General features: G+C 51.5%; 13 protein-coding genes. 11 read left to right on the forward strand and 2 right to left on the reverse strand.

Translation table 11 applies throughout. The features are described from left to right. Window positions 1-48: 48 nt before the first annotated feature. Complete coding sequence (gene ilvD, locus RHOLA_RS05390) at window positions 49-1,740, reverse strand: dihydroxy-acid dehydratase (protein WP_038502963.1); 1,692 nt, start codon at window positions 1,738-1,740, stop codon at window positions 49-51. A gap of 280 nt (window positions 1,741-2,020) precedes the next feature. Between ilvD and RHOLA_RS07450 the strand changes: the two genes are divergently transcribed. From RHOLA_RS07450 to RHOLA_RS05415, 5 genes are read left to right on the forward strand one after another with little or no spacing between them, the layout of a single operon-like run. After that, entirely contained in the window at window positions 2,021-2,914 is an 894-nt protein-coding gene (locus tag RHOLA_RS07450) for a phytoene/squalene synthase family protein (RefSeq protein ID WP_038502965.1), read from the forward strand. Further along, on the forward strand, window positions 2,911-4,512 hold the full coding sequence (crtI, locus tag RHOLA_RS07455; RefSeq protein WP_038502966.1) for a phytoene desaturase family protein: 1,602 nt from the start codon (window positions 2,911-2,913) through the stop codon (window positions 4,510-4,512). The genes RHOLA_RS07450 and crtI overlap by 4 nt, the downstream gene beginning before the upstream one ends. Further along, window positions 4,509-4,820, forward strand: a complete 312-nt coding sequence (locus RHOLA_RS05405) for a lycopene cyclase domain-containing protein (protein WP_227818771.1) — start codon at window positions 4,509-4,511, stop codon at window positions 4,818-4,820. Before crtI ends, RHOLA_RS05405 begins: the two co-directional genes overlap by 4 nt. Further along, a complete protein-coding gene (locus RHOLA_RS05410; protein WP_038502971.1) occupies window positions 4,817-5,113 on the forward strand; it encodes a lycopene cyclase domain-containing protein in 297 nt (98 codons plus the stop codon). The genes RHOLA_RS05405 and RHOLA_RS05410 overlap by 4 nt, the downstream gene beginning before the upstream one ends. Next, complete coding sequence (locus RHOLA_RS05415; RefSeq protein ID WP_038502976.1) at window positions 5,101-5,949, forward strand: prenyltransferase; 849 nt, start codon at window positions 5,101-5,103, stop codon at window positions 5,947-5,949. The genes RHOLA_RS05410 and RHOLA_RS05415 overlap by 13 nt, the downstream gene beginning before the upstream one ends. Here RHOLA_RS05415 and RHOLA_RS05420 read toward each other — a convergent pair. Continuing rightward, window positions 5,946-6,635, reverse strand: coding sequence for a SprT-like domain-containing protein (locus tag RHOLA_RS05420; protein ID WP_227818772.1), 690 nt, complete (start codon window positions 6,633-6,635; stop codon window positions 5,946-5,948). The two genes, RHOLA_RS05415 and RHOLA_RS05420, sit on opposite strands and share 4 nt — an antisense overlap. 136 nt (window positions 6,636-6,771) lie before the next feature. Between RHOLA_RS05420 and RHOLA_RS05425 the strand changes: the two genes are divergently transcribed. From RHOLA_RS05425 to nadC, 6 genes are all read left to right on the forward strand, one after another. Beyond that, a complete protein-coding gene (locus tag RHOLA_RS05425; protein WP_038502978.1) occupies window positions 6,772-8,142 on the forward strand; it encodes a purine-cytosine permease family protein in 1,371 nt (456 codons plus the stop codon). Between the two features lie 29 nt (window positions 8,143-8,171). Then, the gene (locus RHOLA_RS05430) at window positions 8,172-8,657 is read left to right on the forward strand and encodes a nucleoside deaminase (protein ID WP_051636314.1); all 486 of its coding nucleotides are present in this window, start codon (window positions 8,172-8,174) and stop codon (window positions 8,655-8,657) included. Window positions 8,658-8,820: 163 nt separating this feature from the next. Continuing rightward, window positions 8,821-9,558, forward strand: coding sequence for an NUDIX hydrolase (locus RHOLA_RS05435; RefSeq protein WP_038502980.1), 738 nt, complete (start codon window positions 8,821-8,823; stop codon window positions 9,556-9,558). Next, window positions 9,555-10,835, forward strand: coding sequence for a quinolinate synthase NadA (gene nadA / locus RHOLA_RS05440; RefSeq protein WP_038502982.1), 1,281 nt, complete (start codon window positions 9,555-9,557; stop codon window positions 10,833-10,835). Before RHOLA_RS05435 ends, nadA begins: the two co-directional genes overlap by 4 nt. Next, window positions 10,835-12,385, forward strand: a complete 1,551-nt coding sequence (gene nadB, locus RHOLA_RS05445) for an L-aspartate oxidase (protein WP_051636315.1) — start codon at window positions 10,835-10,837, stop codon at window positions 12,383-12,385. The genes nadA and nadB overlap by 1 nt, the downstream gene beginning before the upstream one ends. Next, a complete protein-coding gene (gene nadC, locus RHOLA_RS05450) occupies window positions 12,385-13,236 on the forward strand; it encodes a carboxylating nicotinate-nucleotide diphosphorylase (protein ID WP_038502985.1) in 852 nt (283 codons plus the stop codon). The genes nadB and nadC overlap by 1 nt, the downstream gene beginning before the upstream one ends.

The raw sequence follows: 13,236 nt of genomic DNA on the forward strand, positions 1-13,236 counted from the left end.
AATTCATTCCTCGTTAGCTTTGCATTTTTGTAGCAAGCGGAATGCGAATTAGCCGCAGTACGCGCCCTCTGCTGCAGAGTGCACAAGCTTTGAATATTTCGCGAGAACGCCTCGGGTATAGCGCGGTGGAAGAGACTGCCAATTTTGCTTGCGGGCAGCCAACTCTTCAGGCTCAACGAGTAGTTCGAGCGATCGAGAAGCGATGTTGACTCGAATCAAGTCGCCATCGCGAACCAGAGCAATTGGTCCACCTTCGGTGGCCTCTGGTGCAATGTGTCCGATGCAAAGGCCGGTTGTGCCGCCTGAGAATCGTCCGTCTGTCAATAGTAGAACATCCTTGCCCAATCCCGCACCCTTGATTGCTGCGGTAATGGCCAACATCTCGCGCATGCCAGGGCCACCCTTTGGTCCCTCGTAGCGAATAACCACGACGTCGCCCGCCTTGATCTTGCCCTCGGTTAGGGCATCCATCGCTGCACGTTCACGCTCAAATACTCGCGCTGGGCCAGTGAAGTCCTCTAGATCGAAACCTGCGGTCTTAACCACGGCACCCTCTGGGGCCATGCTTCCCTTCAGAATCGAGATTCCACCAGTTTTGTGGATTGGGTTGCTTAGGGCACGAATAATCTTGCCGTCTGGGTCTGGCGGGTTAATTCCGGCAAGGTTTTCGGCCATGGTCTTGCCGGTCACGGTCAAAACATCACCGTGCAGCAGGCCAGCATCAAGAAGCGCCTTCATAACCACTGGAACACCACCCACGCGGTCCACATCGTTCATCACGTAGCGACCAAAAGGCTTTAGGTCACCAAGGTGAGGAACCTTGTCGGCAATTTTGTTGAAGTCATCAATGGTGAGGTCAACCTCTGCCTCGCGGGCAATTGCAAGCAGGTGAAGCACGGCATTGGTTGAACCACCAAATGCCATGAGCACGGCAATCGCATTTTCAAAGGCTTTTTTAGTCATGATGTCGCGAGCGGTAATTCCGTGACGAAGCAGGTTTACCACGGCCTCGCCTGATCGGTGTGCCCAGTTATCGCGACGACGGTCCGCTGCCGGTGGGGCTGCAGAGCCTGGCAAGCTCATGCCGAGTGCTTCAGCAATTGAGGCCATGGTGTTTGCTGTGTACATTCCGCCACAGGCGCCTTCGCCAGGGCAGATCGCGCGCTCAATGCGGCCAAGGTCTTCTTCAGACATCTTTCCGGCCTTGCAAGCGCCAACTGCCTCAAAGGCGTCGATGATGGTTACTTCTTTTTCGGTGCCGTCTTCAAGCTTTACCCAACCAGGCATGATTGAACCGGCGTAAAGGAACACCGATGAAAGGTTCAGGCGAGCAGCGGCCATAAGCATGCCAGGCAAAGATTTGTCACAGCCGGCTAGCAAAACCGAACCGTCTAGGCGCTCAGCCTGCATAACCGTTTCAACTGAGTCGGCGATTACCTCGCGAGAGACTAGCGAGAAGTGCATTCCCTCGTGGCCCATAGAAATTCCATCTGAGACAGAGATGGTTCCAAATTCAAGAGGGTATCCGCCAGCAGCGTGCACGCCCTGCTTGGCCGCATCAGCTAGGCGATCCAGCGAAAGGTTGCACGGAGTAACCTCGCTCCAAGAGCTTGCCACACCAATTTGAGGCTTTACCCAGTCCTCGTCACCCATTCCGACCGCACGAAGCATGCCTCGGGCGGCAGTTTTTTCAATTCCATCGGTAACGTCGCGAGAACGTGGCTTGATATCTACAGACATAGGGACAAGTCTATTCAATTACCCTTGCCCGTGAAGCAATCAGAATTTGCCGAAGATGGCTGACAGCCCCAGCCCTACCGCAATAAAAATTGGGATTGCCATTGCCAAAAATGCTGCTCCAACAATGTCCCAGACGGAATTTGCTTCCTTCTTCATGCATGGCTCCTAATTTGCGGTGGTGCAGAGTTAATCAGTAAGAGTAGAAATCAGCGTAGCGGGCAAAAAATTCCGCGACGGTATCGGGATTTTCCCGCAACTTTGGGCGGGTAATCTAGAAACCGTGAGCTCCCCTAACTCAAAGAAGAAATCTGGCCTGGCCCTTTATACCCAGGCGGCTGAAGCCTCATCAGCTGTGGTAATTGATAAATACTCAACCTCTTTTGGCTGGGCTACCAAATTGTTGGGTAAAGAAGACCGGCACCACGTTCGTAATATTTATGCCCTGGTTAGAGTGGCTGACGAAATTGTGGACGGAGCAGCGGCCGAGGCGTTATCAGGGGCAATTGGGGTTGACCCACACTCAATGCTCGACAAGTTTGAGCAGGAAACCTACCGCGCTGTTGAATGCGGATTCAGTACCAATCTTGTAGTGCACGCATTTGCCTACACCGCCCGTGAAGCCGGAATCAAGCGTGACCTGATTCAGCCTTTCTTTCATTCAATGCGCACCGACCTTTTCCAGCGGGTGCACGATAAGCGCAGCTTCGAGGCCTACATCTATGGTTCTGCCGAGGTCGTTGGCCTAATGTGCCTGCAGGTATTCCTGAGCCGCATCTCGGTTCGCGATGAGGAGAAGGCCGAATTTGTGGCTGGCGCAAGGGCACTTGGCGCCGCATTTCAAAAAATCAACTTTCTTCGCGACCTTTCAGCAGACTTCGACAAACTAGGTCGTTCCTACTTTCCTTTGATTAGGGTTGAGAATTTCAATAATTCCGAGCGCGATCGACTGGTAGATGACATCAGGAATGACTTGAACACATCAAAGGTTGCACTTGCAAAGTTGCCATCCAGTTCAAAACGGGCAGTTGGCGCGGCGTTGATGTTCTTTGAGGCGCTAAACAACAAGGTTGCTGGCACCCCGGCAAATGAACTAATTAAGAAGCGCATTCGCGTTTCTGACCCGCAGAAGATTTTTATCCTTCTAAAAGCGATGTTTGGAGTGTCCCCTAAGTGAGCCAGAAAACTGCTGTTGTCATCGGAGGAGGAATCGCGGGCCTCGCGACTGCAGGAATTTTAGCTAAAGCTGGAATGAAGGTCACCGTGCTCGAGGCACGCGAAAAAGTTGGCGGCCGCGCCTACCTTTGGGAAAAAGACGGTTTCAAGTTTGACATGGGTCCGTCTTGGTATTTGATGCCAGATGCCTTTGATCAGTTCTTCAAACTAATGGGCACCACTGCCGCAAAAGAACTCAACCTGGTTCAGTTGGACCCTGCCTACCAAACTCGAAACGAGGGTTATGCCGAAAAACTGGTGATCAGAAAAAATCTTGAAGACAATAAAAAACTATTTGACTCAATCGAACCGGGAGCCGGTGCCCGCCTTCAGGATTACATCGACTCCGCTGAAGACACCTACAAACTCTCTATTAAGCACTTTCTTTACACAAACTTTCAGAATGCAAAGTCATTTATTCAACCAGAGGTGCTGGCTAGGCTCGCTCGATTCCTAAAGCACCTGGTCACCCCGTTAGATACCTTTGCGGGGAAGCACGTAAAAGATGCTCGACTTCGCAAGATTCTAGATTTTCCGGCAGTGTTTTTAGGCGCGTCTCCCTATGACACCCCAAGCATGTACCACTTGATGACTCACGTTGATATGAATGTGGGAGTTTTTTATCCGATGGGTGGTTTCTACACCCTTATTGAAGCGATTGAGCGACTCGCCAAGCAGCACGGTGCAGTAGTACACACCAATTCACGTGTCACAAAAATTGAAACCAAGAATGGCAAGGCCGTTGGCGTTTTTGCGGGCGATGTTTATTACCCAGCCGATGTTGTTGTTGGAAACGCAGACCTGCACCACATAGAAACCCAGTTACTAAACCCCGAGGATCAGACCCTGCCTGAAAAATGGTGGGAGAACAAGGTTCCTGGGCCGTCAGCAATGTTGCTTTACCTAGGTGTAAAGGGGCGCGTGCCGCAGCTGGATCACCACACTCTGCTTTACACAGAGGACTGGGCGAAGAACTTTGAAGAAGTGTTCCGCACTCCTGCACAGAAAAAGAAATCAGGCGTGACCAGCAAGATTCCTAGTCCTGCATCGCTCTACATTTGCACCCCTAGTGTCACCGACCCATCGGTTGCTCCAGAGGGCTATGAAAATATTTTTGTCCTTGTGCCAATTGCCGCGGATCCAGAACTGGGACGTGGCGGAATCAACGGAAGCGGTGACCCAGAATTTGAGGCGGCGGCTGATCGAATCATTGAGCAGATTTCGGAGTGGTGTGAAATTCCAGATCTTGCCGAGCGAATAGTGGTTCGCCGATCGATGGGCCCAAGAGATTTTGCCGAAGATTTGAACGCCTGGTCAGGAACTGCACTGGGTATGGCGCACACTCTGATGCAGAGCGCGTTTTTTAGACCCACCAACAAGAGTAAAAAAGTTAAGGGACTCTACTACGCCGGTCACCACAGCATTCCAGGCATTGGTCTACCAATGTGTTTGATTGGTGCTGAATTGGTTTACAAGCGTCTAGTTAATGACCGCTCCGCTGGGCCATTGAAGAACGAGATTAAGCCGGTTGGCGAGAACGGATGGAAGGGGCTCAAGTGAGCCTGATCTATCTTGCCTCGCTTTTGGTTTCAATCGCCGGGCTTGCCGCTTTGGATTTTCGTCACGGGTTAGCAATTGCAAAGTCTAAAAAATACATCTGGCTGATTTTGATCCCCGTAGTTTTCTTTCTGACCTGGGACCTAGCTGGAATAGCTTCAGGCATCTTCTTTCGCGGCGATGCCACTCACCTAACCGGCATCCTCCTTGCCCACGAATTACCACTTGAAGAATTATTTTTCTTGATTCTGCTCAGCTATTCGTCACTGCTTTTACTCAAGGCATTCACACGAATGGAAAAACGCAAGTGACGTATCTGGCGCTGAATTCAATTTTTCTTGGCGCTGTGATTGTCGTTGGGTTTATTCTTCGCAAGCAACTCCCATGGCGTGCTATCGCCGGTGCCACTGGAGTCCTGCTAGTTCTCACTGCAATTTTCGACAACGTCATTGTGGGCACCGGAATCGTGGCCTATGACGAGAATTTAATCTCTGGAATCAAAATTGGTTTTGCACCGATTGAAGACTTTGCCTACTCCCTGGCAGCCCCGCTGTTGATCTCGATCATCATGGCTTTATCTAAGGGAACCTCGTGGAAGCGCTAAAACAACTTTTCTGGTCCTCGCGTCCAATTTCTTGGATCAACACCGCCTACCCTTTTGGGCTGGCCTATTGGCTTGCCAGCGGAGACACCGGAATAAATCTGTGGATAGGCGTCCTCTTTTTCCTGATCCCCTACAACCTTTTGATGTATGGAATTAATGATGTTTTTGATTACGAAAGCGATCTGCGTAATCCCCGCAAAGGCGGAATCGAAGGGGCACTGTTAGACCCAAAGTGGCACGCCTTAACCATCAGAGCTGCCGTCTTAAGCTGTGTACCTTTTGTGGCCTACCTGACCTTGGTTGGCACGTCCGGCTCAACCAGTTGGCTTTACCTTTGTCTATTCATGGTGATTGCCTACAGCGCCAAGGGATTGCGCTTCAAAGAAAAACCGTTTTTGGATTCAATCACCTCGAGTCTTCATTTTGTAGGGCCCATGATTTTTGGCTTGGCACTTGCAGAGGTTAATTTTGCGCAAAGCCAAATAATCATCGCGATTCTTGCATTTGTGCTTTGGGGCGTTGCCTCTCATGCATTTGGCGCGGTGCAAGATGTTCGCGCCGATCGCGAAGGTGGCATTTCTTCAATCGCAACTGTGATTGGAGCAAGGGCAACAGTACGGGTTTCTATGGCAGCTTACGTAACCGCCGCATTGCTGCTGTTGGGATTGGAATGGCCGTATTCACTCACATCCCTCGCCGCACTTCCCTACTTATTTATCTTGGCGCCTTTTTGGAACATCACCGATGCCACCTGCACGCTGGCAAATTCCGGTTGGAAGAAATTTATTTGGTTGAACTTTTTAGCCGGAACCATCGTCACGCTTTTGGTGATCTAACTTCCATAGACAGGTAGCACTTCATCTCTATGGCGCCAACGAATTAAATTTCTGGCATCAAAGCCTGGGCTGCAGATTGCACAGCTGAGCATTCTGGATGGTTTGCGGTACCTGTAGTGACGATGACCGGTAGGGCAAATTCCAATCCAGGTTGCTGTCTCAACAGCAATCTCAGTGCCAGTGAATTGCTCATTCTTGTATCCAATTGATTTTGCAACTTGCAGCCACTTCTTGGTGTGGCCAGCATTTTTACCAGCGAGCGCGTGGGCAATTTCATGGAGTACAACTTGAAGAGTTTCTTCCATGTTGTGAATGTCAACCATGTATCGCGAGATAGAAATTACCTTGTCGGTGTAATTGCATAAACCCGCTCTACGTTTTGCACTGTCAAAAGCAAAACTCCACTCGTTCATATCCAGGTGCTCAGCCATTTTTGTTTCGGCCATGAGCCGCACGTAGTCATAACGATCACAACTCATGCGCAGATATCGGTGTTTGCCTTTTGAAAATTCACGACCGGTTTGGAAACCCACGTTTTCTAGTCGCGCGATGGTGGGCAGATCAGATATTTCAACCACCGTTTTGATCACTTCGATATTTCTTTGGTCAAAATTTTCGGCCAGCATAGAAATCAGGGATGCCTCATCTTCAATCAGCGGGGCTAGTAATTCGTCCTGAAAGGCCATATGTCTAAAGGTTACATTGAAGGATATTTTCAGACCCTAAAGCGCCGATTTAGAGTTTTGAAAAATATTTATAAAACACGCTACTAAGTTAACGAAACTGCCCGCTTGCCAGTATTCACGCCACTAGATTCGTGCCATGGCACAAAATAACACAGGCTCTGCAAAGGCAACCTCAATTGAAACTAACGACATCGCCCCAATTCCAGCGGGCGAGCGTCACGGCAAGGCGTGGCACCTGTTCACCGTCTGGTCGTCCCCAAACCTAGAATTTGCAACCATCTTTATTGGTGCACTTGCAGTATTCGCAGGTCTAAACGTTTGGCAGGCAATCCTTGCCGTGACCCTAGGAAACGCAATTGCAGCGGTCACCCACGGTTGGTTCAGTAGCTGGGGCCCACGTCACGGTGTGCCGCAGATGGTGATTAGCCGAAGCGCATTTGGTCTTCGCGGAAACATTCTTCCGGCGGCAACGTCAACACTCGTTGCGGGTATTGGTTGGTTTGCGGTTAACACCACCTCTGGTGCTTTCGCATTGACCTCACTAACCAATTTGCCAGTTGCAGCTTCTGTAACCATCATCATCTTGGTTCAGGTAATAGCGGCTTTCATTGGTCACAACTTCATCCAGAAATTTGAGCGCTACGCGTTTTTCTACCTAGTAGTAGTTTTCGCAATCGTTGCAGTGATCATCATCTCTCAGGGTAAGTACGACGTAAACCCAACCGCAGACTTCAAGTGGGGCGCATTCTCAGTTGGTGTTGCTTTGGCTTACGGCTACACCCAGGGCTGGACTGCATTCGCCGCTGACTTCACTCGCTACCTACCAGCAAACACCTCGCCTCGTGCAGTTGGCCTGGCAGCAGGTTTGGGTAACTTCACAGCAACCACATTGCTAATGTCTGTGGGCGCTATCGCCTGGAGCGGTGTTGTGGGCGAAGGTCTACCAACCTCAGTATTTGCCGCGGCACTGCCATCGTGGTTGGCCGTACTAACCCTGTTGGGTATCGCCGTTGGTTCTGTTTCTGCAAACGTTCTAAACATCTACTCAGGAACAATGTCATTCATTGCAGCCGGTGTGAGGCTTGGCTTCAAGACTCGTCGCGCAATCATGGTGGTCATTGCCGGTGTTCTGGGTGGCGGAATCTCTTACTTTGCAGTTGAAGACAACTTCCGCTTTATCTTTGAGCTATTCCTACTAACAGTTGGATACTGGTTGGCTCCTTGGGTTTCGATTCTTGTCGTCGACAGATTGCTTCGCAAGGGTCAAGACATTGACAAGTTAATCACCGAGGGTGCAAAGCACCGAAGCATTGGTGGCCCGATCGCATTTGTGATTGCCACAGTTGTTTCAGTGTCTCTCTTTGCGAAAGCTGAGATGCCTACCGTCCAGTTCTATGGTGCCCTAACCGGACCTGGCCCTGAGAACGGTGACTGGACCGCCGCGGTTGGCTTCGTGCTGGCAGCAGCGATCTACTACGTGATCTACAAAGCAACAAACAAAAAATAGTCATTAAGAAATAACGAGAGGCCTCGGCAATGATTTCAGCAGCAATTAATTTCAAAAAGGGTGATGTGTTCGCCACCGATGAAGAAAAACTGTCTGTAGCCATTGCCGAGGCTCACCTTGGCTTGGCAGAGGGCGGCATTCCTATCGGTGCTGCACTTTTTGATGAAGCTGGCAGACTGCTGGGCAGCGGACACAACTTGCGAGTTCAAGAGGGCGATGCCTCGATGCACGGCGAAACCAGCGCATTTAGAAACGCGGGTCGTCAACGCTCGTACCGCAAGCTCACTTTGGCCACCAGCCTCTCGCCCTGTTGGTACTGCTCTGGCCTGATTCGCCAGTTTGGCATCGGCCGCGTGCTGGTTGGCGACGATAAGAACTTCATGGGTGGCCAAGATTGGGTGGCCGAGCACGGCGCCGAGGTTCACGTGATGAACGACCCCGGACTAATCAAGGTGATGGCAGACTTCATCGCCGCCAATGATGCGCTTTGGAACGAAGACATCGGCGAGGATTGAGCGTGGGGGAAGCTGTGCTGAGACACGCGGCCCGCAACAGCGCAGCGTTCGAGTAACCTGCAAACCAAAATTTGCCCTTAAAGTCAATCTGACACTAAGATGTCAGTAGATAAAGTCATTATGACTTTTACTAGCCGAAAACCACGGCGCAGCTAGGCAAGAGATGGCTCCAAGCAGCAACGGTGCAACTGCACCGGCACTTGCCGTATCCACTGTGATATTTACGCTGCGCACTTGCCCGACCGGCGAAATGAAACTTGCCCTGGCCCTGGTAAAAAGAATTCGTAAACCGTTCGACGGCCTGTGGGCTCTTCCTGGTGGACCCTTAAATATCACTGAAGATCTAAGCGCGGCCGCTGCGCGCAACCTTTTCGAGACCACCGCGCTGCAACCCCGATACCTGGAGCAGCTTTATGCGTTTGGAAATTTGGATCGCTCCCCCGGCAGCAATGTTTTGGATCGCGTTGTCTCGATTGTTTACTGGGCACTGGTTGGTAGCGACGAAGCAGCCGAAGCAATCGAAAGCGAAAACGTTGCCTGGTTCTGGGCCGACGAACTTCCAAAACTGGCTTTCGATCACAACCTGATTGTTGAGTACGCACTTTGGCGACTAAGAAACAAATTGGAGTACAGCCGACTAGCCCATGGTTTTCTTGGTGAAAGATTTACGCTTGCTCAGCTTCGTGAAGTTTATGAGGCTGTGCTTGGTCGTGAACTCGACCCGGCAAACTTCCGCCGAATGGTGGCGGCCAATGGTGCCGTGGTTGCCACCGGTGAACGCCTTGAAGGAACCAAACACCGACCGCCGCAACTCTACCGATACGACGCATCGGTGGAACTTGCCGACCAGGGCCCGCTTGCAACACAAAACCCAGCCATACAAACAGGAGAACAGAAATGACCACAGCATCGGTCAACGAACGCATTCAACTTATTGTCACGGGAAAGTCAAAGGACTCAACTTGCAGCCCTTCGCTTGCCAAGGGCCCGTGGGAATTTGATGGCGGCCCAGTGGCCTATGGTCCAGGCGCATCAAGCGAAGATGTGATTCCAACCAATTCTCCGAAGCAGGGTGCACTGCCCAATGAATATAAGAGCGCAACCGATGAAGAGTTGCACGAGCGGATTCGGGCGGCAAAGGAAACTCTTGGCGACAAAGTCGTAATTCTTGGTCACTTCTATCAGCGCGATGAGATTGTGCAGCACGCTGACTATCTGGGCGACTCTTTCCAATTGGCGAATGCGGCGAAGGCACACCCAGAAGCCGAAGCAATTGTTTTTTGCGGCGTGCACTTCATGGCAGAGACCGCCGATATTCTCTCGGCTGAAAATCAAGCCGTAATTCTTCCTAACCTCGCCGCGGGCTGCTCCATGGCAGACATGGCCGACATTGACTCGGTGACTCAATGCTGGGAGGAACTCACTGAGCTATTTGGCAGCGAACCCGATGCCGAAGGCAAGATGCCAGTTATTCCAGTGACCTACATGAATTCATCGGCCGCCCTTAAGGGATTCTGCGGTGAGAACGGCGGCATCGTTTGCACCTCTTCTAATGCCGAGATTGTTTTGAAGTGGGCGTTCGAGCGTGGCCAGCGCGTGCTGTTCTTCCCTGATCAACACTTGGGACGCAACACTGCAAAAGCAATGGGAGTGTCCCTTGAGGAGATGCCACTGTGGCACGGTCGCAAGGAACTCGGTGGCAACACTGCCGAGCAGCTAATGGATTCAAAGGTCATTCTTTGGAACGGATTCTGCTCTGTGCACAAGCGCTTCAACGTTGGCCAGATTGAAAAAGCACGCGCTGAGTTCCCGGGAGTGCGTGTGATTGTGCACCCGGAATGTCCGATGGATGTTGTGGATGCAGCCGATGAGTACGGTTCAACCGATTTCATTCGCAAAGCGGTTGCCGCTGCGACCGAGCCAACAACCTTTGCAATTGGAACAGAGGTAAACATGGTTCAGCGTCTGGCTGCTCAGTATCCGCAGCACAAAATTTTCTGTCTGGATCCGGTGGTCTGCCCTTGCTCAACCATGTATCGCATTCACCCTGGCTACCTTGCCTGGGTTCTGGAGCGCTTGGTGGCCGGCGAAGTGGTAAATCAAATTCGTGTTGATGAAAAAGTTAGCAGCACGGCGGCAATCGCACTTGAGCGCATGTTGGCGGCAAAGCCTCTCTAATGAAAAAACTTGTAGTTATTGGAAGTGGTGTCGCTGGCCTAATTGCAGCGGTTGAAGCCAGTCGTACCCACGAGGTCGTTCTGGTAACTAAATCAAATCTGGCCGAGAGCAACACCCACTACGCCCAGGGTGGAATCGCGGCAGTAACCACCGATGAGGACTCGGTTGCAGAACACATTGCAGACACACTTTCAGCCGGCGCCGATTATTGCTACGAACCTGCCGTTGAGGTGCTCTGCAAGGAGGGTCCGGATCGAATCAATGATCTAATTCGTTTTGGTGTGGACTTTGATAAGCAGGGCGCTAAGTACGCCTTGGGATTAGAAGCTGCTCATTCGCACCCACGTATTTTGCACGCGGGTGGAGACACCACCGGGGCTGACATCAGTCGCGCCCTGGTCCAAACCCTTCGCGAAACTGCTGCCGAAATTCACGAATACACATTTGTGGTTGATTTTGAAATTAAGGATGGCGCGGTTATCGGTGTTTGGTTGCTGGATTCTTCGGGCAAACATTTCGTTGAAGCAGATGCGGTAATTATCGCTAGCGGTGGCGCCGGTCAGCTTTACCGTCACACCACGAACCCAAGCGTGACCACCGGCGATGGTGTGGCTGCCGCCTTCCGCGCGGGCGCCGAACTTGCCGATGTTGAGTTCTATCAATTCCACCCAACCGCGCTTGCAGTGCCGGGATCATTTTTGATCTCTGAAGCCGTTCGCGGCGATGGTGCGGTTTTGATTAACAACAAGGGTGAACGCTTCATGCAGAAGATTCACCCACTTGCCGAACTTGCCCCCAGAGATGTTGTAGCTCGAGGTATTCAGGCCGAAATGATTTCACAGGGCGGCCAACCGGTGTTGCTAGACGCAACCGCGCTTGGCGCAGACTTTCTAAACCAGCGATTCCCAAGCATTAGCAAAACCACCAGGTCTTACGGTTTGGACTGGGGCAAGAACCCAATTCCGGTAACGCCGGCCGCGCACTACTGGATGGGTGGAATCGCCAGTGACACCTGGGGGCGAACTTCGGTAAAGGGTTTGTTTGCAGTTGGTGAGGCAGGTTGCAACGGTGCACACGGTGCAAATCGTTTGGCCTCAAATTCACTATTGGAATCAATTGTTTTTTCTCGTCGCGCGGTTCAGGTGCTCGAAGAAACTTGGCCAGACCAGGCGGCATCGGTGCGTTGGAAAGAAAGCGGATTGCTGAGCATTGTTGAGCTAGAGGACGAATCGGATCGTGCTCCTCAAAAAGATTTGCGAGTGGTTGACCGTGTTGAATTGCAAACCCTGATGTGGGACAAGGTTGGCTTGGCCCGAACTCGCGAAGAACTTGTTTCCACCCAAGGCGAATTGCAGCAGTGGCGCTCGGCAAATATTGAGAACCGCCTGTTTACCGACTGGGAAGACGCCAACCTGTTGCTGCTATCTAGAGCGGTTACCGCCGCTGCGCTGGCTCGCCAAGAATCACGCGGTGGCCACTATCGTCTCGACTATCCGGTCACCGATCCAAACATGGCAAAGCCAATCACTATTGTTCGAAAGAAAAAATGATGTTGACCACTGAACTAATCAACAAGGTCGTGGGTGCTGCGCTTTTAGAAGATGCCCCCAACGGAGACGTGACTTCTGAACACCTAATTCCGGCTGATGCCACCGCGGTTGCCGAACTGGCAGCGCGCGAGCCGGGCACCTTCAGTGGCGCCCAGGTTTTTATCGCCGCATTTCAATTGACGAATCCAAGCATCAAGGTTGAAATGAAAATCAACGACGGCGAAAAATTTGAAAAGGGTCAGCAACTGGCTGTAATTACCGGACCAGCCAGAGCTGTCTTGACCGCTGAAAGAATTGGTTTGAATTTTGTTCAACGAATGAGCGGAATCGCAACACTAACCGCCCAATACGTTGCAAAGGTTGCCGGCACCAAGGCCGCAATTCTTGACACCCGAAAGACCACACCTAACCTTCGGGCATTCGAGCGACAAGCTGTATTTGACGGCGGCGGGCGCAATCACCGATTCTCACTCAGCGATCAGGTGATGGCCAAAGATAACCACCTGGCGGTTCTTACCAGGGGCGGCAAAGACCTAACCACCGAATTGCGCAGGGTTCGAGGCGAACTACCCGCTGGAATAAAACTTGAAGTTGAAGTCGACAGGCTTGAACAAATTCCTGCGGTGCTGGCAGCTGGTGTTGACATCATCATGCTGGATAACTTCAATGTGGAAGACCTAAAAAAAGGTGTTGAGTTAATCAACGGCAAGTGCGTTGTTGAGGCCTCAGGTGGCGTGAATTTGGATACGGTTGGCGAGATTGCCAAGACCGGTGTTGATGTGATCTCTGTTGGTGCTCTAACCCACAGCGCACGCGCTTTAGATCTTGGCCTAGATATCAAAATCGACTAA

This window comes from Rhodoluna lacicola, assembly GCF_000699505.1.
Classification (GTDB): Bacteria; Actinomycetota; Actinomycetes; order Actinomycetales; family Microbacteriaceae; genus Rhodoluna; species Rhodoluna lacicola.